Source organism: Aquidulcibacter sp. (genome assembly GCF_020253525.1).
Classification (GTDB): Bacteria; Pseudomonadota; Alphaproteobacteria; order Caulobacterales; family Aquidulcibacteraceae; genus Aquidulcibacter.
This window is the reverse complement of the sequence record NZ_JADCBK010000027.1, coordinates 77,474-97,495: the sequence shown is the minus strand read 5'-3', so window position 1 is coordinate 97,495 and position 20,022 is coordinate 77,474. Positions and strand designations below refer to the sequence as shown.

Annotated in this window: 17 protein-coding genes; 10 read left to right on the top strand and 7 right to left on the bottom strand. The window is 56.8% G+C overall.

The window, feature by feature from the left end; genetic code table 11:
• Together leuS and IOB61_RS03890 are read right to left on the bottom strand one after the other, a co-directional pair.
• Positions 1 to 1,663, bottom strand: a 1,663-nt coding sequence (leuS, locus tag IOB61_RS03895) for a leucine--tRNA ligase (protein ID WP_290812454.1), incomplete at its 3' end; no start/stop codon positions are given.
• 180 nt (positions 1,664 to 1,843) lie between these two features.
• Positions 1,844 to 2,356: a DUF3576 domain-containing protein gene (locus IOB61_RS03890; protein ID WP_290812451.1), complete on the bottom strand. Its 513-nt coding sequence runs from the start codon at positions 2,354 to 2,356 to the stop codon at positions 1,844 to 1,846.
• Positions 2,357 to 2,652: 296 nt separating this feature from the next.
• On the opposite strand from IOB61_RS03890, the gene IOB61_RS03885 reads away from it, so the two are divergent.
• The gene (locus IOB61_RS03885) at positions 2,653 to 3,117 is read left to right on the top strand and encodes an NtrZ family periplasmic regulatory protein (RefSeq protein ID WP_290812448.1); all 465 of its coding nucleotides are present in this window, start codon (positions 2,653 to 2,655) and stop codon (positions 3,115 to 3,117) included.
• A gap of 43 nt (positions 3,118 to 3,160) precedes the next feature.
• On the opposite strand, the gene IOB61_RS16790 is transcribed toward IOB61_RS03885, so the two are convergent.
• A complete protein-coding gene (locus IOB61_RS16790) occupies positions 3,161 to 3,745 on the bottom strand; it encodes a thiamine phosphate synthase (RefSeq protein ID WP_367272801.1) in 585 nt (194 codons plus the stop codon).
• Between IOB61_RS16790 and IOB61_RS03880 the strand changes: the two genes are divergently transcribed.
• The 3 genes from IOB61_RS03880 (at position 3,744) to IOB61_RS03870 (ending at position 7,040) form a co-directional block, all read left to right on the top strand.
• The gene (locus tag IOB61_RS03880; protein ID WP_290812445.1) at positions 3,744 to 4,412 is read left to right on the top strand and encodes a YggS family pyridoxal phosphate-dependent enzyme; all 669 of its coding nucleotides are present in this window, start codon (positions 3,744 to 3,746) and stop codon (positions 4,410 to 4,412) included. The two genes, IOB61_RS16790 and IOB61_RS03880, sit on opposite strands and share 2 nt — an antisense overlap.
• A 70-nt stretch (positions 4,413 to 4,482) precedes the next feature.
• A complete protein-coding gene (locus IOB61_RS03875; RefSeq protein WP_290812442.1) occupies positions 4,483 to 5,886 on the top strand; it encodes a DUF1800 domain-containing protein in 1,404 nt (467 codons plus the stop codon).
• Positions 5,883 to 7,040 (top strand): DUF1501 domain-containing protein, encoded by a 1,158-nt coding sequence (locus IOB61_RS03870; protein ID WP_290812439.1) that lies wholly within the window; start codon positions 5,883 to 5,885, stop codon positions 7,038 to 7,040. The genes IOB61_RS03875 and IOB61_RS03870 overlap by 4 nt, the downstream gene beginning before the upstream one ends.
• Positions 7,041 to 7,059: 19 nt before the next feature.
• Here the strand turns inward: IOB61_RS03870 and IOB61_RS03865 are convergent, their stop codons facing one another.
• Positions 7,060 to 9,048 (bottom strand): alpha/beta fold hydrolase, encoded by a 1,989-nt coding sequence (locus IOB61_RS03865; protein ID WP_232780943.1) that lies wholly within the window; start codon positions 9,046 to 9,048, stop codon positions 7,060 to 7,062.
• Between the two features lie 125 nt (positions 9,049 to 9,173).
• Here IOB61_RS03865 and rdgB point away from each other — a divergent pair, with 125 nt between their 5' ends.
• Positions 9,174 to 9,779: an RdgB/HAM1 family non-canonical purine NTP pyrophosphatase gene (gene rdgB, locus IOB61_RS03860; RefSeq protein ID WP_290812434.1), complete on the top strand. Its 606-nt coding sequence runs from the start codon at positions 9,174 to 9,176 to the stop codon at positions 9,777 to 9,779.
• The gene (gene hemW, locus IOB61_RS03855; RefSeq protein WP_290812431.1) at positions 9,776 to 10,921 is read left to right on the top strand and encodes a radical SAM family heme chaperone HemW; all 1,146 of its coding nucleotides are present in this window, start codon (positions 9,776 to 9,778) and stop codon (positions 10,919 to 10,921) included. Before rdgB ends, hemW begins: the two co-directional genes overlap by 4 nt.
• On the opposite strand, the gene IOB61_RS03850 is transcribed toward hemW, so the two are convergent.
• Positions 10,918 to 11,460: a GNAT family N-acetyltransferase gene (locus IOB61_RS03850; RefSeq protein ID WP_367272800.1), complete on the bottom strand. Its 543-nt coding sequence runs from the start codon at positions 11,458 to 11,460 to the stop codon at positions 10,918 to 10,920. The two genes, hemW and IOB61_RS03850, sit on opposite strands and share 4 nt — an antisense overlap.
• A gap of 2 nt (positions 11,461 to 11,462) precedes the next feature.
• Positions 11,463 to 12,425 carry a malate dehydrogenase gene (gene mdh / locus IOB61_RS03845; protein ID WP_290812428.1) on the bottom strand — a complete coding sequence of 321 codons (963 nt, stop codon included), beginning with the start codon at positions 12,423 to 12,425 and terminating at the stop codon, positions 11,463 to 11,465.
• 322 nt (positions 12,426 to 12,747) lie between these two features.
• Here mdh and IOB61_RS03840 point away from each other — a divergent pair, with 322 nt between their 5' ends.
• Entirely contained in the window at positions 12,748 to 13,605 is an 858-nt protein-coding gene (locus IOB61_RS03840; protein ID WP_290812425.1) for a flagellin, read from the top strand.
• A gap of 168 nt (positions 13,606 to 13,773) precedes the next feature.
• Complete coding sequence (locus tag IOB61_RS03835; RefSeq protein WP_290812422.1) at positions 13,774 to 14,634, top strand: flagellin; 861 nt, start codon at positions 13,774 to 13,776, stop codon at positions 14,632 to 14,634.
• A gap of 20 nt (positions 14,635 to 14,654) precedes the next feature.
• On the opposite strand, the gene IOB61_RS03830 is transcribed toward IOB61_RS03835, so the two are convergent.
• On the bottom strand, positions 14,655 to 17,033 hold the full coding sequence (locus IOB61_RS03830) for an ATP-dependent helicase (protein WP_290812420.1): 2,379 nt from the start codon (positions 17,031 to 17,033) through the stop codon (positions 14,655 to 14,657).
• A 132-nt stretch (positions 17,034 to 17,165) separates the two neighbouring features.
• Between IOB61_RS03830 and IOB61_RS03825 the strand changes: the two genes are divergently transcribed.
• A complete protein-coding gene (locus IOB61_RS03825) occupies positions 17,166 to 19,061 on the top strand; it encodes a hypothetical protein (protein WP_290812418.1) in 1,896 nt (631 codons plus the stop codon).
• Positions 19,043 to 19,987 (top strand): site-specific tyrosine recombinase XerD, encoded by a 945-nt coding sequence (locus IOB61_RS03820; protein WP_290812416.1) that lies wholly within the window; start codon positions 19,043 to 19,045, stop codon positions 19,985 to 19,987. Before IOB61_RS03825 ends, IOB61_RS03820 begins: the two co-directional genes overlap by 19 nt.
• Positions 19,988 to 20,022 lie beyond the last annotated feature (35 nt).

Genomic DNA, 20,022 nt, shown 5'->3' with positions numbered 1-20,022 from the left:
CAAAAAAGCGCGAATAGAGCAAGTGCAAGACTGCGTGCTCAACCCCGCCAATATAGTGGTCAACCGGCAACCAATGAGAGACAGCCGCTAAGTCGGTTGGCCGATCTTCTGGCTGGCCACAAAAACGCGCCCAATACCAGGATGAATCGACGAAGGTATCGAGCGTATCGGTCTCACGCAGCGCTGGCGCCCCACATTTTGGGCAGTCGACGTGCTTCCAGCTTGGATGATGGTCCAAAGGATTGCCCGGTTTGTCGAAGGTCACATCCTCGGGCAAAGTCACGGGCAATTGGTCTTCCGGCACACCGACTGGACCGCAGGTCTTACAGTGGATGATCGGGATCGGGCAGCCCCAATAGCGCTGGCGCGACACGCCCCAATCCCGCAGGCGGAAGTTCACCGTGCGCTGTCCTGCCCCCAAAGCCTCCATCCGATCCATGGCGGCAGACTTAGCGTCCTCGCTTGTCATCCCGTCCAAGAAGTCAGAGTTGAACACGTTGCCCTGGCCCAGATAGGGTCCATTTTCCAATGTCACCGCGCGAGGATCCGCGCCTTCGGGCAGGATCACTGGCTTGATCGGCAGATTATATTTTGTTGCAAACTCATAATCGCGCTGGTCATGTGCGGGGCACGCAAAGATGGCCCCGGTGCCATAATCCATCAGCACGAAGTTCGCGATCCAAACGGGCAAGGTTTGGCTTGCGTCAAATGGGTGAACAACGCGCAGGCCGGTATCAAACCCACGCTTTTCTTGGGTCTCAATGGCCTCTTCCGAGGTACCCGCACGCCGACAGGACTCGCAAAATTCCGCGAGTGCTGGGTTGGCTTCGGCCAAAGCTAAAGCAATTGGATGGTCCACCGAAATGCCTGCAAATGAAGCCCCGAAGAGCGTGTCGGGTCGGGTTGTGTAAACTTCCAACTCCCCACCGATCGGCGATGGCGTTGTGGAGTCAAACTGGAACCGAAAGCGCAAGCCCTCGGATCTGCCAATCCAATTGTGCTGCATGATGCGCACTTTTTCAGGCCAGCCAGTCAATTCTTCCAACGCGGCGATTAATTCCTCGCCATAGCGCGTGATCTGGAACATCCATTGTTCCAAATAGCGTTGCTCAACCAAGGCTCCAGAACGCCAGCCGCGACCATCGACGACCTGTTCATTGGCCAGAACCGTATTCTCAACGGGGTCCCAGTTCACCTTGCTCTTCTTGCGATACACAAGGCCCGCTTCGAGAAAGTCCAAGAACATTTTCTGCTGATGGCGGTAATAGGATGGTTCGCAGGTGGCGAATTCACGCGACCAGTCGATCGCAAAACCCAATTGTTGCAATTGGGCACGCATGGCGTCGATATTCTGGCGCGTCCACGTTCCAGGATGTGCGCCCCGTTCGCGCGCAGCATTTTCGGCGGGCAGACCGAAAGCGTCCCACCCCATAGGATGGAGAACTTGATCACCTGCCGCGCGACGCCGCCGCGCGATCACGTCACCCATGGCATAGTTGCGGACGTGACCAATATGAATGCGGCCCGATGGATAAGGGAACATTTCCAACACGTAGCACTTGGCACGCGAGGGATCGGGTGGGCCAGCCTCGAACAATTTGGCAGCGTCCCAGCGCGCGCGTTGGCGCGGTTCGGTTTCGCGATGATTGTAACGTGCAGCCATAAAAGACCCTTATTGCCTTAGACCAAATCCAATGGGTGAACGGTCCAGCACCGAACAGCCAAATACCCAGTATGTCTTTGCCCTAAAAGCAGGCGCGCTGCCAAGCAGACACAGGCAGTTACGCCAGTCCCGACGCAGGGCCAGGCTGACAAATCTCACAGGCGCGCTGGCTAAATTCTATTAGCGCGTTTCGAGTTGAGAGATGCGCAACTGACGTGCTCGGGTCAGAATCGCGTTTTCAATCTGAATAGCCGTATCGGGGTCGACCGTGGCATCTACCCACGACCCGGTTACGTCTTTTGCTTGACGGAAAACTTGGACCGACAGGCCATCGGCGCGCAAGCGCGTGTCGAGAATATAGACTTGCACCTTGAAGCGCTCATCTGGCTTTTCGGCAACCGAATGCCAGTCCGTGACATAGGTGCCGCCAAATGGATCTGAGTCCAGAAGTGGCATAAAGTTCAAGGTATCAAGCGTTGCCCGCCACAAGAAAGCATTCACACCGATACCGGCTTCGCCAGTGCCCTTAGCAGAGCGGCCTGAGAACAGGCCTGTCCGTGCCTTCTTTGCCTGCGGTGCAGCAGCGGCAGCAGCAGCTTGATCGGTCGAAGTCGTCTTTGCGCGGGTGGCGCAGCCACCCAAACCGGTTGCGACCATGAGTGCGACGATGAGTGTAGGCGCGACGACGCGCATTGGCATGCTCCAGACTAGCTCCCCCGCCCGCCCCGGACGGAAAGCCATGGGTCTATAGCATGAAGCTGTTCTTGCGCTAGAGTCAAAGGTGCGATCCAATGCCAGCAACACTGCCCGCGGGGCGTCAGCGTCTGGCCTACGCGTTGCAGATTCATCACTATATTGACGCGATGGGCAGCAAATTCACTTGAATGCAGAAGTTCACAACAATTTAGGATTGCTCTTAACCACGCAAGGAAATAGTAAAGAATAGCAGTCATCTTCGTTCACTAGATGGTCTGAAAGGGAAGTTTGGCGTGTTTGGTAGCCGTTTGATCATGGCAGCAAGTTTGGCAACACTCATGGTGATGAGTGGTGGTCAAGCCCTTGCGCGTGACCAAAAGACTGTAAATCCAACAACGTCGACAGCTCAAACAGCACAAGCGCCTTGGTATGAGCGATTCACGTTTGGCTCTGAAGTGCGCGATGGGGCAAACGCTTGGGTTCCTCGGGGTGAGCTTAAGGCTGCTGTAAAGGTTGATCCGCGCAGCCGTTGGGGGATGACCTTTGGCGTTCAGCAAGACCCACCAACTGCCCTAACCCCGCGTAATGGCCAAAATTCGGGCCGTACATTGGCAGGTGCCTTTTATCAGGTATCGCCAAAATTCCGCGTCGGTGGCGAAGTTGTTGTGCCGAACGAGCAACTCGGTGTTTCTCAGAACCGCGAACGCTCTCAGCGTCGTGAGCCCGGCGTCAAAGTCGAATCAGCTTTCAAATTCTAAGCTTTAGTTTGGCTGCTTCGGGAGCCAACAGCCTTCGTTAGCCTCACAATCCACTAATCAGGGCCACACCATAAAGGTTGCTGCGTGCAAGCAAGCGCACCGTCTTGGCCTGAATTCCGCCAAGTGCATACAAATCGCAGGATGGGAACGCACGTTGAAGCAAGGCTAAGCGAATCGCGCCTTTAGGTCGACCTGCGCCCGGGCCATTCGCGCTTGGGCTTTGGCTCGGAAAAGCCACCGAAACCAGAATCGCTTTGATGCCCAGCTGCCGTGCTTTTGCGATGCTCAGGCCCCGATGGGCTGATGCGGTCTCGATCAGGTCAGAGGTCTTACTACGATGGCGCAGCCTTAGACGCCTTTCTGGCCAATGAATCCCATCCAGCTGAGTCTGCCGGGCCACACGCGGAGGAACGGTTGCTAACCGGATCGGCCCTCGACCACGAGGGCCCCTAAGCGCTGTTGGCTTTTTGCCATAGGTCCGCTCGATGAGAATCGACTCTGGCGGACAAGCCGCAGCCTGACGTGCCAGGTCATAACCCCGCGCGGCGTCTGTAAGCACAATAAGACGCGGATAGCCTGACGTCACGGGCTTTCGGAATGAGCGCAGGGCGGCTAGAAGCCTTGGCATGGACATAAACCAACGCATCGCCGAAATCACGGGCCGGATCAAGCAGGCCGCGCAAGCAAGCCAAAGGCCGAACGACAGCGTCACCTTGGTCGCGGTGTCAAAAGTTCAACCTGAAGACCGAATCGAAGCTGCTTTGGCCGCTGGCCTCCGCGTCTTTGGCGAAAACCGCGTGCAAGAAGCCCAAGGCCGATGGGCAGATCGCCGCAAAGCCCACCCGGACCTTACCCTACATTTGATTGGCCCACTTCAAAGCAATAAGGCCGAAGACGCCATCGCTTTGTTCGATGTCATCGAAACGGTGGATCGTCCGAAGTTGGTTCAAACCTTGGCGAAACTGGCTCAGACAGGTCACAAACTTCCAAGGCTCTTGGTCCAAGTAAATACCGGTGAAGAGGAACAAAAGGCTGGGGTTGCGCCACGTGACCTTCCAGCCTTGTTGGCACTATGCGCCGAACATAACTTGTCGATCGAGGGGCTCATGTGCATTCCACCGGAGGATGAAGAGCCTGCGATGCATTTTGCCCTTCTAGCCAAGCTGGCCCAACGCCATGGCTTGTCGGTCCTTTCAATGGGCATGAGCGGCGATTTTGAAACCGCCATTAGATTGGGTGCAACGCACGTTCGTGTCGGTTCAGCATTATTTGGGGAGCGCGTACGGCCAGCTTAGATCCTTTGGTAGGTCGCGCGACGGAATGGAGATGGCAGTGCGTTAGACCCACTAAGGAGGCGCCAGTATCATGAGCCTAAATGCTGTCATTGCTGCCAATCGATTCGGACTAGGGGCTAGGCCCGGCGAACTTGCCCAGATTGCACGCGACCCAAAGGCTTGGCTTATGAGCCAAATTGGCAACGCCGCATCCACCAACCTCCCGGCAAACGGTCTGTTATCCAGCGCCCAAGCCTTTGAAGCCCTACAAGGCTATCAGCAGGCGCGCGCGGCCCAACAACGCAACGCTCAATCACCCAATCCGGCCGCAAATGTCGACGAACGTGTGCGCTTAGCTGACCTCATCAGCAAAACGACAGGTCCAGAAATTGAAGCCCGCATTCAGCATGCGGTGACAACCCCAGCCCCCTTTGCTGAGCGTTGGGTCCAGTTCTGGTCAAACCATTTCACCATGGCCGCGCGCAATTTGCAGACTACGCCCTTTCCGGGCTCTTTTGAGCGCGAAGCCATTCGACCACATGTCTGGGGTCGGTTCGAGGACTTGCTTGTGAAGGCTGACACCCATGTCGGCATGCTCATTTATCTCGATCAGGCACAGTCGATTGGTCCAAATTCGCAAGCTGCGCAAAACCAACAAGGTCGCAGGCGGGTCGCGGGTTTGAATGAAAATCTGGCGCGTGAAATCCTTGAGCTTCATACGTTGGGAGCCGATGGGGGCTATACCCAAGCCGATGTCACCGAATTTGCCCGCGCCCTTACAGGGTGGACGGTTGCAGGGCCTCGCGTGCGTCGATTGGCGCAAGGCGCAGAGATGGGCACCACCATATTCGTATCTGCGCTGCACGAACCGGGCAGTCGCACAATCCTTGGCAAAAACTTCCCCGCCACCGGAGAGCGGCAAGCGCTTGATATCCTGGCCCATTTGGCGCGCCAGCCATCGGTGGCAAAGCGGATCGCCTTCAAACTTGCCCAGCATTTTGTGGCCGATGACCCGCCCCCGGCCCTTGTAACACGGCTTGAAAACGCCTTCCTGCAGAGCCGCGGTGATCTATCTGCTTTAGCCAAAACGCTGGTTCAAAGTCCCGAAGCTTGGACCCCAGAGGCCCAAAAATTCAAAACCCCGAATGACTTTTTGCTCTCAACCATGCGGGCAAGCGGTGCCAACGCCACGTCGACGCAGGCCCTGCGATCAACCTTCGAGCAATTGGGTCAAACCCCGTGGCGGGCACCCAGTCCAAAGGGCTGGCCAGATGTCGCCAGTGAGTGGGCCGCGCCCGACGCGATTCTTAAGCGGATTGATTGGGCAAACCTTGCCGCCGATGTGATTGGCGAGACGTTCCAGCCCTTGGCCTTTGCGGAAACCGCCCTTGGCCCTGCCCTCACAGACAAAACCAAAACAGCTATCTCGCGCGCCCAAACCGCCCGTCAAGGCATTGTGCTTGCCCTTATGAGCCCGGAGTTTCAACGCAGATGACCAACCGCCGCACGCTCCTCACCGCTGGCCTTTCAGGCCTATCTCTCGCCATGTTGGGTGGAACGGCAAGCTTTGCTCAAGCCGCGACAACATCTGGCAAATTCGTCTTCATCATCCTGCGGGGCGCGATGGACGGCCTTACGGCGGTCGTGCCCTATGGCGATCCAAACTATCAGAGCTTTCGCGGCGCGATTGCTCTGGACGGACCGGGTGGGCCAAATGGGACCCTGCCATTGGTGGACGGTTTTGGTCTTCACCCCGCCCTAAAGGAAATGCACGGGCTTTGGCAAAAGGGCCACATGTCCTTCATGCACGCAGCAGCCAGCCCGTACCGGGAGCGGTCGCACTTTGACGCGCAAGACTTGCTCGAAGCGGGAACCACACAGATGACCAGCGCGCGCTCTGGCTGGATGAACCGCGCTTTGGCCATGCTGCCCAATGGGCCTCATCAGGAAGGGGTTGCCATCGGCCGAACCATTCCCTTGGTCTTGCGCGGTCCAGCTAAAGCCACATCTTGGGCACCGCCCTTGGCGCCAGAAAGCGATATGGACACGTTGGCACGCCTGTCAGACCTCTATGCAGGCGATGCCATGCTGTCCAACGCATTGGCCATGGCGATTGAGACCGATCGCATTGCAGATGGTGGCACCATGATGGGTGGTAACGAAGGCCGTGGCCGCCAAGGGGCCTATGCGCCTTTGACAAGTGCTGCCGCCCGCATTCTAGCGGCCCCTGGTGGACCTGCGGGTGCTGTCCTCTCGTTTGAAGGCTGGGACACCCATGCCAACCAAGGTGGTGCCCAAGGCCAATTAGCCAATCGATTGGAGGCCCTAGATGCTGCCATTAAGGCCTTGCGTGAGGGTCTAGGCCCGGTGTGGGCGACTACGACGGTTGTGATTGCCACAGAATTCGGGCGTACCGTGCGGGTCAATGGCACGGGCGGCACAGATCATGGGACTGGCGGGGTTTCCTTCCTATTGGGCGGTGCTGTGAAGGGCGGCAAGATGCTGGGTGATTGGCCCGGCTTGAACCGGCTTTATGAGGATCGTGATCTGGTCCCGGCGAATGACGTCCGCCACCTTTTTGCCCAAGGCCTTACCAATGCTTGGGGTCTAGACAGTCAAGCTGTGCTGTCACGCGTATTCACTGCGTAACAGCACAGCCTAACCTGGGCTATTTTGCTCCAAAAACCTGCTGGAAGAACAGGGTTTCAGCTTCGCGTTGGGCGTCACGATTGCTCTTCTTGGCAAATCCATGGCCCTCATCCTTGGCAACCATGTACCAGACTTGGCCACCATTATTGCGAACCTTCGCGACGATCTGATCGGCCTCGGACATGGGTACGCGTGGGTCGTTCGCGCCTTGGATCACAAAGAGGGGCTTGGTGATCTTATGCGCATTGTTCAAAGGCGCGATCTTTTCATGGAAGGCACGCATGGCTGGATCGCGCTCATCGCCATATTCGACACGGCGCAAGTCACGACGATAGCCATTGGTGTTTTGTAGGAAAGTCGCGAAGTGCGAGATGCCGACAATATTGATGCCACCGGCGAGACGGTCATTGAAATTGGTCATGCTGGCAAGCACCATATAGCCGCCATAGGAGCCACCATAGACCACGACTTTGCGCTGGTTCAAATCTGGTTGGGTCGCAATCCAATCCAGAAGCGCACCAATATCTTTGACCGAATCTTCCCGCTTGAAGCCATTATCAAGATCGACATAGGTCTTGCCATAGCCGGTTGACCCACGCACGTTCGGGAAAATCACGGCCGCACCAAGCTCATTCACCCAATATTGCACCGTGGAGGAGAAGCCTGGACGCGATTGGCCTTCTGGACCGCCATGGATATTGATGATCACCGGGGCTTGGTTTGACGCACTCGCGTTCTTTGGCTTGTAGATAAAGGCTGGAATGGTGCGCGGCTTACCATCAACCTTGTCAAAGGTTGGATAGTTGAAGAAGCTTGGCTCGACGAAACTATCAGGATTTAAGCCCCCGATTTCGCTCATCGTCCAACGGGTCAGCTTTTTGGTCGCAACATCATACGTATAAGCATCGCCCGGCGCTTTGGCGGTGGAAATTGTCATCCCAAGCCGTTTGGACGAGGGGTCCCAATCGACGCCACCGACGGTGCCAACTGGCAAAGCAACCAACTCCGCCTTCGCGCCCTTTGCTGTGCTTTGCAGATAGAGTTTCGAAAGACCATTCTCATTGACCGTAAAGGCCAAGGTTTTACCATCTGGGGAAAGGTCATAGCCTTCAACATCCCAATTCATGGCAGGCGACACGCGGGTCCGGGCACCGGTCGCCAAGTCCAATTGAACCAGATAGGAAAACTCAGAGCCTTCGTCCGTCAGGATATAAATCGACTTGCCGTCTGCCGCGAAAGTCCCGCCATCATAGGAGACTTTCAGATCGGGCGTGATGGGCGTCAATGTGCCAGTCGCAACATCCAAAACCCAACGCTTGGAGTAATTGACCGAGATTCCTTGCCCCAAAAGAATGGTCTTGCCATCATCAGATAGGTCAGCGATGCCAAAGCCGCCTTCTGCGCGATAGACCAAGCGGCGGCTTTCAGGTTGGTCTGGATTAGCAATCACAATATCGCGCACGGCCGTGCCATTTCGGGTTACTGTCCAAGCTGCCAGCTTACCATCCTTGGTAAAGCGGATACCCGCGTTTTGGGTGCCAGGTTCGGTAAAGGCTTTCGCAAGACCTGTGGCACGGTCAAACAGATAGGCTTGGGTGAACTCATCCCCACCCTTATCCTTGCCAAAAACGAAGCTACCACCCGAATTTGGCCGGACCGCCGCACCCCCTACGGGTTCAGCATAATAGGTCAATTGGCTGCGTGCCCCCATCGGCATTTTGACCTCATGGATTTGCGGCACATCGCCAAAGCGCGTGGAAATCAGAATGCCGCCATCGGGCAGAAAATCCTGAAACGAGGCAGCGCGCGTATTTGTGTATTGGATCAAGCGTTCCCGAACGGCTTCGGGCGTGACCGGCACATTTTGCATCACCAATTGCCCAACAGTTCGGGTCTCCACCGCAGCAGGTGCAGGCGTGGTTGCGGCAGTCTGGGCCGTTGCAATCGCCACCGCCATAGGCGAGACAGAAAGCGTAAGGGCAAGGACGATGGCACGGGTCGAAATCATTCTGAGCTCCTTCAAGGGCGAGGGTCGCCTTGGTCGAATCACGAGTGCCGAGCTTTTCCGCTCAGCTGTAGTCAGGCTTTGTGGTGAAGGTCTAACAAAGCCACAAGAGATGCGAAAGATAAGCCATGTTAAAAACCAGTAAGCCTTTTGAAAAACTTGTGATCGCAAGCCACAATAAGGGCAAACTAAAGGAGATCGCTGCCCTCGTTACCCCGTTTGGCATTGAGGTCGTTAGTGCAGGTGATCTCGGCGTACCTGAACCAGAGGAGACCGAGGTTACTTTTATTGGCAATGCGCTCTTAAAGGCTCGGGCATCGTGCCTCGCAACGGGTCTGCCGGCTTTGGCAGATGATTCGGGGCTAGAGGTCATGGCACTTGACCGTGCGCCCGGCATTTATTCAGCGCGCTGGGCGGGTCCGGATCGCGATTTCTACGCGGCCATGGCGGAAATTGAGCGCCAACTCCAAGCCAAAGGCGCGACGGACCGCTCGGCACGTTTCGTATGCGCCCTGGCACTGGTTTATCCCGATGGGCGCGAGGAAGCCTTCGCGGGAGAAGTTGTAGGAGAAGTCGTTGCAACCCCGCGAGGTTCAAACGGCTTTGGTTATGATCCTATCTTCGTGGCTAAAGGGCACACTGAAACGTTTGGCGAGCTGGATCCTGCGGTTAAGCACGCCATGAGCCATCGTGCGGATGCATTTGCGAAATTTGTTGCTGCCGTGCTGTCATGAGCCAGCGTCAACTGGGGCTTTATGTGCATTGGCCCTTTTGCGCGGCCATCTGCCCCTATTGTGATTTCAACGTTTACAAGGCGCGCGGCCAAGATACCGAGCCCCTGCTTGAGGCCATTCTAGCGGATATGACTTATTGGCGTGACCAAACAGGTAAGCGCCAACTGACAAGCCTGTTTTTTGGCGGCGGAACACCCAGCCTCATGGCCCCGGACCAAGTCCGCCGAATCATCGAACAGGCAGATCGCCTCTGGGGTTTTGAAGACAGCTTCGAGATCAGTTTGGAAGCCAACCCCACCGACGCAGAAGCCGCCCGGTTTCAAGACTTTCGCAATGCCGGGGTAGAGCGCCTATCGCTCGGCCTACAGGCGTTAGATGATGCAAGCCTTAAACAGCTCGGGCGGTTTCACAGTGCGCAAGAAGGGCTGAGCGCGGCGCGCCTAGCCCGAACAATTTTCCCGCGCCTGTCGATTGACCTCATTCATACCCGCCAGGGCCAAACCTTAGAGACGTGGCAGCAGGAATTAGAGCTGGCGCTGACGCTTCAACCCGACCATGTCTCGCCCTATCAATTGACGATTGAGGAGGGGACAGCTTTTGCCAAAGCGGCCTCGCGCGGCACGCTTTGCCTGCCTGATAATGATCAAGCAGCTGACTTCTTCACCCTGACCCAGACCCTTCTTGAGGGGGCAGGCTTTGACGCCTATGAGGTTTCCAATCACGCCAAGGGAAGCGCCAATCGGTCGCGGCACAATCTGCTCTATTGGACGTCGCAGGATTGGATTGGTGTTGGCCCCGGTGCGCATGGCCGGTTGGGCTGGGGTGGGGCGCGACGGGCAACCAAAGCCCACCTCCGCCCGAAAGCCTATTGTGACAGCGTTACACAAAACGGCAATGGAATCTTAGAGGATGACGGCCTAACGCTCGACGCCGTTCGCGATGAGTTCTGGCTCATGGGATTGCGCATGCTGGATGGTGTCGCCCTAAATGACGCGCCCGGCGCGCCCCTCCCCGAGGATCAGATTCAAGCTCGGATCGGCCAAGGCCTGATGTGGCAAAGCCCAACTCACCTCGGCCTCACGGCTGAGGGCCGTCTCGTTGCGGATACGATCATCGGGAAATTACTGGCTGGCGAGGCCTAACCAGCCCGCCGCGCACGCCATTGCTGCGCGCTCTGGCCCCATGCATTAACCTGAAGCTCATGCATCGGTTCTGGCATCTTCGTGGGACCTAAATTGGTTGAGCCGATGCGGGCAGCTAAAGCTTCCGACGGCTTGTTGGCTGGGTCAATAATGTGAATGATGTCTGTCCAGCCGAGGTGATCGACGACCCAATCCATGCAGGCGGTGGCAGCCTCAACCCCATAGCCTTTTCCCATAGCCTCTGGTGCCAAACCCCAGCCGACTTCAGTGCCGGGCCAGCCATGCGGCATCCAAGGCCCGATCCGGCCAACCCATTGGCCCGTATCACGCTCAAGGACTGAAAACATTGAAAAACCGCGCAGCGACCACGCACCCGTAATGGTCGCCAATTGCCGCCAAGCCATGGCTTCAGGCAAAGCGCCGCCGATGAATTTCACATGATCGGCGTTTGCCATCATGGCAGCAAAAGCGGGGAAATCGTCCTGCGTCGGTGGACGCAGGACTAATCTCGCCGTGGTGAGCGTTGGACCAAGTGCCACGATTAAGCCAGCGAGGGCTCAATCTCTTTGCAGGCAGCCAAGAGGCCGTTTACGGCGGCTACCGACTTTGCCCACATCTCTTTCTCAGCCGCATCCATTGGGAACTCAATGATGTTCTCAATCCCGCCTGCCCCAATCACAGCAGGCACGCCGACATACATGTCATTGATCCCATATTGGCCCGTCAGATGACAGGCACAGGCCAAAACGCGCTTCTTGTCTTTGAGGTAAGAGGCCGCCATCGCAATGGCGCTTTCGGCGGGCGCATAATAGGCCGAACCAGTCTTCAAGAGAGCCACGATTTCGCCGCCACCACCACGGGTGCGCTTTACGATGGCGTCGAGTTCATCTTGGCTGATCTTGCCTTGCTCAACCAAAACCGGAAGCGGCAAGCCGCCCACGGTGGAGTAGCGCACCATTGGCACCATATCATCGCCATGACCGCCGAGGGTCCATGCGTGAATGTCTTCGACGGCCACTTTGAAATGTTCCGCCAAGAACCAGCGGAAGCGCGCGCTATCAAGCACGCCAGCCATCCCGCAAACCATATTATGTGGCAGGCCCGAGAATTCGCGCAGCGCCCAAACCATGGCGTCAAGCGGGTTGGTGATGCAGATGACAAAGGCATTTGGGGCATAGGTTTTGATGCCTTCGCCGACGGCCTTCATCACTTTAAGATTGATGCCGATCAAGTCATCCCGGCTCATACCGGGCTTGCGGGGCACACCCGCCGTTACAATGCAGACGTCTGCGCCAGCAATGGCGGCATAGTCATTCGCACCTTTGATATCGATGTCCGAGCCAAACACGGGGCTGGCTTCATCAATATCAAGAGCCTTGCCCTGCGGCACACCTTCCGCGATGTCGAACAATACAATGTCGCCCAGCTCTTCGCGCGCAGCGATATGGGCCAAGGTGCCCCCAATCATCCCTGCACCGATGAGCGCAATCTTCTTACGAGCCATATCTGTTTCCCCTCGGACTAGATCTTTGCTTGTCATAGGCGCTCTAGCGCGCGTTTGAAGGCACTGCAACGAAAGAGAGCGGGCAATTGTGCGATTGGCCTGCTAGAGCGGCAAATTTTGCCTGTTAACCTTAATGACCCGGCAGTGTTTACCATGTTTGGCGGTCAAGGACTTTGACGGTCGCTTAAAAAAATACATAAAATTCAATTCAATATATGATTAACGCCCTTGGCATGCCATTTGCGGAGCCCAAGCCAGAGTTTGCGGACTGACCCTCAAAGTAGCGAGGGTTCCGCCTGAATGGCTGGAAGGACTTTAGAAGATGGCAAATAGCGTCCACACGAATATGGGAGCGATGGTCGCGCTTCAGAATTTGAATGCGACCTCGCGCGAACTGAGTGTTACCCAAAGCCGGATCAATACCGGATTGAAAGTTGCTAGAGCGCAAGACAATGGCGCGATCTACAATATCGCCCAACAACAGCGCTCTGAAAATTCTGCCTATAATGCAGTTGCCGACGGCTTGAATCGCGCGAAGTCGATTGCCGACGTTGCACTCGCTGCAGGCGAGGCCCTCTCCGACATTTTCACGCAGATGCGCGAAAAGGCAGTTGCGGCGTCTGATACCTCAATCAGCGCAACATCGAGAGCCGCCTACAACTCCGAATTTATCGCCCTGCGCGATCAAGTGCCGTCGGTAATTGCAAACGCGGTGTTCGACGGTGCTAACATCCTGGGCGGTGGTGCAAACCTAACCTTCCTTGCAAACACCACCGGCAGCCAAACCATCACCTTGCCAACCCTCGATCTCTCCTTGGCAACCGGCGCGGGCGGTACACCTGCCTCCCCAGCAGCTGATGTCTATTTAGGGGTAACTTCGGACTTGAGCACAGCCGCCCTGGCTGCGACCTCGCGCGATCAGGTCGTTGCGTCACTCAACTATATCAACTCCGAATTGGCGCGCCTTGGCGCATCAGCCAAGCGCGTTGAAAACCATTCGATCTTTGTCTCCAAACTGCAAGATGCCATCACCGGCGGTATCGGCAATTTGGTCGACGCGGACCTCGCCAGCGAAAGCGCGCGCCTGCAGTCGCTGCAGGTCAAACAACAATTGGGCACCCAGGCACTCTCGATCGCCAACCAGGCGCCACAGACCATCCTGTCGCTGTTCCGTAACTAAAAGGACAAGGTTTAGGCGAAAACAAATCAGGTCAAAATTTCTTCGACCAGACGGTGATTTACGAAATATTCACCATGTTTTCGTCACAACTTCTGTAGATTAATTTGGGTCATCTCACTGCAAGGTTTGCCGAGATTGACCGGGTGATTAAAAAAGAAAGAGCGAACCATGTCAGGTAGTGTGCATACAAATATGGGAGCCATGACGGCTCTCCAGAACCTGAACAAGACCAATCGCGAAATGGATAGCATCCAAAACCGGATCAATACCGGCTTGAAAGTTGCCGTCGCGAAGGACAATGGCGCGATCTACAACATCGCCCAGCAGCAGCGGTCCGAGCTTTCCGCCTATGACGCGGTTCGAAACAGCTTGAACCGCGCCAAATCGATCGCAGACGTGGCGCTGGCCGCGGGCGAGCAAATCTCTGACATCTTCTCGCAAATGCGCGAAAAGGCCGTGGCGGCTTCCGATGCTTCGGCAAGTGCAACTTCGCGGGCGGCCTATAACGCCGAATTCATCGCGTTACGCGACCAAGTTGCTTCAGTTATCGCCAACGCAGTATTTGATGGTGGCAATGCCTTAGATGGTGCGGCTGCGAGCTTTACATTTCTCGCCAATTCCACCGGCAGCCTCACCGTGACTTTGCCGATTATCGACCTCCGCCTCGTAGCGGGCGCGGGCACCACTGTCGCCTCGCCTGCCGCTGACATTTATCTTGGTACAACAGACGTTCTTGATACCGCGGCCAATGCGGCGACGGTTCGCGATCGGATTGCCGCTTCCCTTGAATATGTGAACTCAGAATTGGCCCGCCTTGGGGCTTCCGCCAAGCGGATCGAGAATCACGAAATCTTCGTCGGCAAGCTACAGGATAGCATCAAAGGCGGCATCGGGAACTTGGTTGACGCCGACCTTGCGGTGGAATCAGCCCGCTTGCAAGCCGCTCAGGTCAAGCAACAATTGGGCACCCAAGCCCTGTCGATTGCAAACCAAGCCCCACAAAGCATCTTGAGCTTGTTCCGCCAATAATCCGCTGACGTGAGCCCGGATCAAGCCGGGCGCACAAAACTATCAAGCACTTTTTTCTCGCCAGATTTTTCAAACTGAATGGTCAGCTTTGACCCCTCGACATGGCGCACGGCGCCATAGCCGAATTTATCATGGAAAATGCGCTGGCCGATGGCATAGGTCGCATCCTTAGCCCCGGTTCGCGCCAAAAGCTTGGCTTCGCCATCGATAATCGGCCCACCAAACCCCTTTGCTAGTCCAGGTGCCAATTTGCCCAAGGCGGCGGCTGCCTGTGCGCGTTTCCAACCCGGGCTTTCATAGCCTGTACCAAACCCATTGCCGGGTTGGGTCGAAAGCGGGCCATAGGCTGCAAAGCGCTCTGCTGCACCACCCGTCCCTTGGTTGAAATAACCCGTGTCAGAAACCGCATCGACATGGCCATCGGGCAGTTCATCGACAAAGCGGCTCGGCAAAACGCTATTCCACCGCCCATAAATCTGCCGATTGGCCGCAAAGCTGATGCGCGCACTCTCTCGCGCCCGCGTAATGCCGACATAAGCAAGCCGACGCTCTTCCTCGAGTGCTTTGTCACCCTTTTCATCCAGTGCGCGCCGTGAGGGAAAGACCTCTTCCTCCCACCCGGGCAGGAAGACCAAGGGCCATTCAAGGCCTTTTGCTGCATGCAGCGTCAGGATCTGGACGGCATCACCTTCCTCGGTGCGATCTAAGTCCATCACCAATTCAATATGCTCTAGATAAGCCGCTAACGTATCGAATTGGCCCATGGATCGGACCAATTCTTTCAAGTTATCGAGTTTGGAGACCGATTGTGGATTCTTGTCGGCCTTCAACATATCAGTATAGCCGCTCTCATCGAGAATGAGTTCGGCCAATTCGGTATGTGGCAATTCCAGCGCCTTTTTGCGCCAATGTTCAAGTTGATGGATGAAGCGCGTTAGACCCGTGCGGGCTGGACCCTTCAATTCATCGCTGCCCAGCAATTGGCTCGCCATGGTGAACAGGGGCACGCCGGCCAAACGCGCTGCCGTGCCCAGCCGCTGAATACTGGTATCGCCAATGCCGCGCTTGGGAACATTGACGATCCGCTCAAAGGCCAAATCATCGTCAAGGGAGCGGATGAGCCGCAAATAAGCATGCGCATCGCGAATTTCAGCCCGCTCAAAGAAGCGCGGCCCGCCAATGACTTTGTAGGGAATCTGCAGCATCAAGAAGCGCTCTTCAAAGGCGCGCATTTGCCAAGAAGCCCTCACCAAGACGGCGCTTTCGTCATAGCGCCGCCCCGTTCGCCGCCACTGTTCAATATCATCAGCGATCAGGCGTGCTTCAGCTTCCCCATCCCAAATCCCCCGCACCAGCACGCGGTCGCCTTCTGGAATATCGGTCCAGAGGGTTTTGCCGAGGCGGTTCTTATTGCTGGAGATCAGATGGCTGGCAGCGGCCAAAATATGGGGTGTTGAGCGATAATTGCGTTCTAGCCGAACAATTTTTGCGCCCGGAAAATCATGTTCAAAGCGCAAAATATTGTCGACCTCGGCCCCGCGCCAGCCATAAATCGACTGATCATCATCGCCGACAACGCAGATATTCTTGCGCTTGCGCGCCAAGAGGCGAAGCCAGAGATATTGGGCGACATTGGTATCCTGATACTCGTCCACCAGAATATATTTGAAGCGGTCATGATAGTCCGCCAGCAAGTCAGGCTCTTTCAAAAACAGGCTGATGGTTTCCAGCAGAAGGTCGCCGAAATCGACGCAATTGAGAACTTTAAGGCGCGATTGATAGAGGGAATAGAGCTTGGCACCCTTGCCATTTGCGAACAGGAAAGACTCATCAGCTGGAACCTTATCCGGCGTCAATGCGCGGTTCTTCCAGCCATCAATCAAGCTGGCGAGAAAACGTGGCGTCCAGCGTTTCTGGTCAATGTTTTCAGCCTCGATGACCTGCTTCAGCAAGCGGATTTGATCATCCGTATCAAGGACCGTGAAGCTCGGTTTAAGTCCGACCAGCTCTGCATGGCGGCGCAAAATCATCGCGCTGGTTGAATGGAAAGTCCCCAGCCATCGTAAGCCTTCCGCAGCCGGCCCAATCAGAAGCTGGGTGCGGTCACGCATCTCACGCGCGGCTTTATTGGTGAAGGTGACAGACAGAATCTCCCACGGCTTTGCACGCCCTGTCACCAGCAATTGCGCCAAACGGGAAGTCAACACTTTGGTTTTGCCGGTACCCGCCCCGGACAAAACCAAAACTGGGCCGTCGAGTGCTTCGACAGCTTCGCGCTGTTGCTCATTGAGGCCCATCATCCAAGGGTGTTCTGCGCCCTCTGCTGCTGCAGGCGCACGCGCCATCGCACGCTGGGAAATCGACAAAGCCGGTTGAGAAGAAAGCGGTTCACTGGACATGAAGTTGATTCGCAAAGATAAGAACGATAAGCGAACATAGGGATTAAATGTGCGCTTGTCGCGTGGTTCGCGCAATCGCGTCTGTGTGAGCATAGAGGCCACTGTTTTGCCGCAAAATGGATTATGACAGGAATGATGATACGCAACTTACTCCTGACCAGTGCCTTGTTTTGTTCGATGGCCGCTTCGCCAGCTTTGAGCCAATCAATCAGCACCATTGAATCCACACCCTTGCAAGACGTAGGTCCTTGGGGCGCAGCGGCCCTGCCTTCTGGACTGGAGCGCATGGAGAGCGATCTGTGGCAGGGGGCAGATCCGGGTACATTGGCTCTGGCCTTTGAACGCATCACACCCGATTTGCGCTTCCCAAGCCTCCAGCGCTTGGTCCGCCAGGCTGTGTTTTCGGGTGGCTCCGCCCCTGCAGGAGACCTCGACTTGGCTCGCGCCCGATTTCATGCAGCCAATCGTTTGGGCCCCTCTGAGGCCGTCACGCGGCTGTTTCAAACCGTTCCAAGATTGAGCACCGATTCTGCCCTCGTCACGCTGGCGATTGATGCGGCGTTTCGGGCCGGTCAATCGGATGAGGCGTGTGCCTGGGTTGCAACCCCCGGCCTTGATGAAGCCAATAGCAATCTTTCTAGCCCGAACTGGTTTGAAACGAGAGCCACATGTTATGCACTGAATGGCGAGGCACCCGCTGCGAACCTGTCTGTCGACCTCGCGCGCGCTAAGGGCCAAACCGATACATGGCTGGGTCGGGCGGTTGCGGCCGTTTCAGGCCCCGTGACCAATCCACCCGCATTTCGAGCGGATAGCGGCCGTGCTTTGGCCTTGAGCATGAAGGCGCAGTTGAAACCACCCCGGGCATTTGCCAACAACGGCGACCCAGCCGCCTTGTCTGCCCTGATCAATTGGCCTGATTACATTGCGCGGGGACCGGTTGAGGAAGTCACACCCTTCTTGCGGCGAGCGGCGCAAACAGGGGTCGCGTCGCCTGCCCAAGAAGCGCTTTTGCGGATTCCATTGCCGCCCCCGATTGTTCCTACTCTGGCCCCACCAACCGAGACGCAAGATGCGCAAGGCGAGCCCGTAACGCAGCCGCCACCGCCACCGCCGCCGCCCCCTCCACCGCCTATCGCAGAGACATGGGCTCGGGCCTTGAGCCAAGCCAACACGGCACAAAGCCGGGCCTTAGAAGCGCGCCTTCTCCTGCCGGATCTGAAAAATCTCCTCGACGCTTCGCCCGATCAGATTCCACCGATGACAATGCCCATTTTAGCTGAAGCCGCGCTTTGGGCGGGCGACATAAGGCTAGCCAAAGCGATTGAAATTCGCAGTCCCACGCCCCTGTCGCCGCGCCAGCGCCTTGTCTTGGCGATGCTAGATCCAGTTGCGGGTGATCGTCCGGTGCAACGCCATATCGAGGCGGCGACCAATCCTGGCAGCCAACGCCAAGCTATTCGAGACGCACTTATCGCCTGGTCTAGCGGCATGCCCACGCTGGGCGGCCTATCGGCCTTGGTTCAGCCGGGGCTTCCCGACGTTAAAGGCGGTCAAGCCGGGTTGCGTACGGCCCTAACTTTAGCGGCCGAACGTGGCTCAAAGGGGGAGGTTGCTTTATTGGTGGGCCTTGCACTTCAAGGCCAAGAGCCAGCTAGTGCGGACGCTGAAACAGTAGCCCTCTCCATTCGTGCGTTGCGGCGAGTTGGCCTGTCGACACAAGCTGTCGAACTGGCGCGCGATTATTTGCTTGCCTTGGACATGGTTGTTCCAGCTCGGCCTACACCGACAACGGCGCCTGCCAATTCCTCTGGGCCCGCCAAGCCCAGTGCCGCGCCACCACCTCGCCCGTCGGGCTTGCGGACAAATACCAACCCCCCCAGCCCGCCAAGATCGGCATCACCTGCAGCAACGGCTGCACCCAGCGCGACAAAAGCGACCCCGCGGTCGGCACCACGCCAAGGGGCAGCGGCACCCAAGGCCCAAACCAAGGCGCCACCAAAGCCCAGTTGGACCCCACCGAAGTGAACAATCTGGTCGAAGCATTTCTCGAGATGATTGGCGTGGAGCGGGGAGCGGCCCGCAATACGCTAGATGCCTATCGACGTGATTTGGCAGATTTCTCAGACTTTCTGATTGAACGGCAAATCGATGCCTTGTCTGCCACCCATGAAGATATTGAGGCCTTTGCCCAAGACTTAAGTGTCCGCGGGCTTAGCAGCACGACCATCGCCCGACGCCGCGCAGCTTTACGACAATTCTTTCAATTCGCCGTCAACGAAGGGTGGCGCGCCGATGACCCAACACGGCGATGGGATGGGCCAAAACGGGGCCGAAGCCTGCCCAAGACCGCTGAAATTGCCGATATTGATGCGCTACTGGCCGCAGCAACCACATTGAAAGGCTGGAAAGCGGTGCGTGCAAGCTGCTTGATTGAGCTTGTTTACGGATGTGGCTTACGGGTCAGTGAATTGGTGGGCCTGCCAATGCGCGCCGTGCCGAAGCCAGACATTGCAGCCATGCGCGTCAAGGGCAAAGGCGGGAAGGAACGTCTTGTCCCCTTAGGATCTCATGCCCGACGCGCTTTGGATGCTTGGCTGGCCGTGCGAGCCCACAGCCTGCCCGAGGGCAGCTTAAGAGCAGAAGCGGAGAAGTTCCTGTTTCCAGCCAAGGGCAAGGCTGGCCATTTTGGACGCCGTGAATTTGCGCGCCTATTGGATGAACTGGCGATCAAAGCCGGCTTAGACCCTAAGAAAATGAGCCCACACGTGCTGCGTCATGCCTTTGCAACCCATTTGGTTGAGGGAGGCGCGGATCTGCGGTCGGTTCAAGTCATGCTTGGGCATGCCGATATCTCCACGACGCAAATCTACACCCATGTGGCCGACGCGCGATTGACCGAATTGGTGACACGCAATCACCCCCTAGCCCTGCGCACAAAAAAGGGCCCGTGAGGGCCCTTCATTGCGATTACGTCAGAACAAATGCT

What these genes read in the sequence shown, in the direction of transcription:
- IOB61_RS03890 (WP_290812451.1), bottom strand. Translation starts at nt 2,356, where the DNA reads ATGCGCGTCGTCGCGCCTACACTCATCGTCGCACTCATGGTCGCAACC.
- IOB61_RS03880 (WP_290812445.1), top strand. Translation starts at nt 3,744, where the DNA reads ATGGACATAAACCAACGCATCGCCGAAATCACGGGCCGGATCAAGCAG.
- IOB61_RS16790 (WP_367272801.1), bottom strand. Translation starts at nt 3,745, where the DNA reads ATGCCAAGGCTTCTAGCCGCCCTGCGCTCATTCCGAAAGCCCGTGACG.
- IOB61_RS03875 (WP_290812442.1), top strand. Translation starts at nt 4,483, where the DNA reads ATGAGCCTAAATGCTGTCATTGCTGCCAATCGATTCGGACTAGGGGCT.
- IOB61_RS03870 (WP_290812439.1), top strand. Translation starts at nt 5,883, where the DNA reads ATGACCAACCGCCGCACGCTCCTCACCGCTGGCCTTTCAGGCCTATCT.
- IOB61_RS03865 (WP_232780943.1), bottom strand. Translation starts at nt 9,048, where the DNA reads ATGATTTCGACCCGTGCCATCGTCCTTGCCCTTACGCTTTCTGTCTCG.
- rdgB (WP_290812434.1), top strand. Translation starts at nt 9,174, where the DNA reads ATGTTAAAAACCAGTAAGCCTTTTGAAAAACTTGTGATCGCAAGCCAC.
- hemW (WP_290812431.1), top strand. Translation starts at nt 9,776, where the DNA reads ATGAGCCAGCGTCAACTGGGGCTTTATGTGCATTGGCCCTTTTGCGCG.
- mdh (WP_290812428.1), bottom strand. Translation starts at nt 12,425, where the DNA reads ATGGCTCGTAAGAAGATTGCGCTCATCGGTGCAGGGATGATTGGGGGC.
- IOB61_RS03840 (WP_290812425.1), top strand. Translation starts at nt 12,748, where the DNA reads ATGGCAAATAGCGTCCACACGAATATGGGAGCGATGGTCGCGCTTCAG.
- IOB61_RS03835 (WP_290812422.1), top strand. Translation starts at nt 13,774, where the DNA reads ATGTCAGGTAGTGTGCATACAAATATGGGAGCCATGACGGCTCTCCAG.
- IOB61_RS03830 (WP_290812420.1), bottom strand. Translation starts at nt 17,033, where the DNA reads ATGTCCAGTGAACCGCTTTCTTCTCAACCGGCTTTGTCGATTTCCCAG.
- IOB61_RS03825 (WP_290812418.1), top strand. Translation starts at nt 17,166, where the DNA reads ATGATGATACGCAACTTACTCCTGACCAGTGCCTTGTTTTGTTCGATG.